Genomic DNA, 1,289 nt, shown 5'->3' on the forward strand with positions numbered 1-1,289 from the left:
CGGCGCTCCCGGCGACGGCGGCGACGACGAGGTCCCCGTCGGGTCGTACGAGATTGACGGCCGACAGCCCGTATCCGAGGCCGTTCACGACGCCGTCGGCGACCGTCTGCAGGGTGTCGGCGAGGCTGCTGGCGGTGTTCAGATCGGCTATGACCGAGTGCAGCTGCTTCAGGGTGGCGAGCCGCACCAACGGCTCGGATTCCGTCTCCATCGCTTCCACCCCCCGAGACCTGACAGTCAACTCCAGGATCCTTGTCGTCCTATTGCCACCGCCACTGAATCACAGTGAGCTGCCCACTCGGTACACAGGGTCAGCAATAACTGCCTGCTGTGACCCAAGTCACAGCCAGTAATGGCGTGTTGATGCCGTGTTGGGCGGCCGCCCATCGGGCATTCAGGACACCCCTCCGACCATTTCTGGACGCAAATTCGAAGGGTGACAGAGGGACGGTGGCTGACGAGCACCTACACCCCGCGCCCTAGGACCGGAAGGCGCCTCCCGTCAGCCAGAGGTCCGATGCGCGGCGGTACGGGCGGGGACTAGCGTTCTGTGCGTGTTGCAGAAGACCGGTTCCCCCGACCCCTCTCACTCCGCCCCTTGCACCGCCCAGGTTCCGCAAGTGCCGCACGGCGGCGCGGCGATACCCCATCCTGATGGGGTGAGCGAGGACGAGTTCCGGGCGGCGATGTCCCGGCTGGCGGCGGGCGTGGTGCTGGTGACCGCCTTCGACCCGGAGGACGGCCCGCACGGCGAGAACGCCGGCATGACCGCGACCGCCTTCATGTCGGTGTCACTCGACCCGCCGCTCGTGATGGTGAGCGTTCGCAACGACTCGCGCATGGACGAGCTGCTGGAGCGGCAGCCGCTGTGGGCGGCGTCCGTCCTGTCGGAGGCCCAACGGCACATCGCGGGACGATTCGCCATGAAGGGCCGCATCAGCGACCGCCTTCTCTTCGAGGGCCTCCCCCACGACAGCGGCGAGGTCACCGGCGCCCCTCTCGTACACGGCGCCCTGGCGCTCCTGGAGTGCCGCACGGAGAACCGTGTGGTGGCCGGCGACCACACCCTGGTCATCGCCCGCGTCCTGAGGGCCCACACCCCGAGCGAGGAGAGCGGCCCACTGACGTACTTCCGGGGGCGGTACCGGAGGTTGGGATAGGCGCGGGGCAGGCGGCGGCCGAGGCAGCCGGGGCACGGCACCACATCCGCTTGCGCGCGCGTAGGCACCCGTTACCGAATTCGCGTACCCGCCCGGGGGCACCAACCGCAGGCGCGGCGGAGATCTGCG

At 69.0% G+C, this 1,289-nt stretch carries 1 protein-coding gene and 1 pseudogene; one reads left to right on the plus strand and one right to left on the minus strand.

Annotated elements, in window-relative coordinates:
* Nucleotides 1-211 (minus strand): annotated as a pseudogene (locus AOK16_RS10645) (diguanylate cyclase CdgB); the annotation flags it as partial.
* 448 nt (nucleotides 212-659) lie between these two features.
* On the opposite strand from AOK16_RS10645, the gene AOK16_RS10650 reads away from it, so the two are divergent.
* Complete coding sequence (locus AOK16_RS10650; RefSeq protein WP_055472008.1) at nucleotides 660-1,160, plus strand: flavin reductase; 501 nt, start codon at nucleotides 660-662, stop codon at nucleotides 1,158-1,160.
* The last annotated feature ends 129 nt before the right edge of the window (nucleotides 1,161-1,289 follow it).

The sequence above is a fragment of the Streptomyces pathocidini genome, assembly GCF_001418495.1.
Lineage (GTDB): Bacteria > Actinomycetota > Actinomycetes > Streptomycetales > Streptomycetaceae > Streptomyces > Streptomyces pathocidini.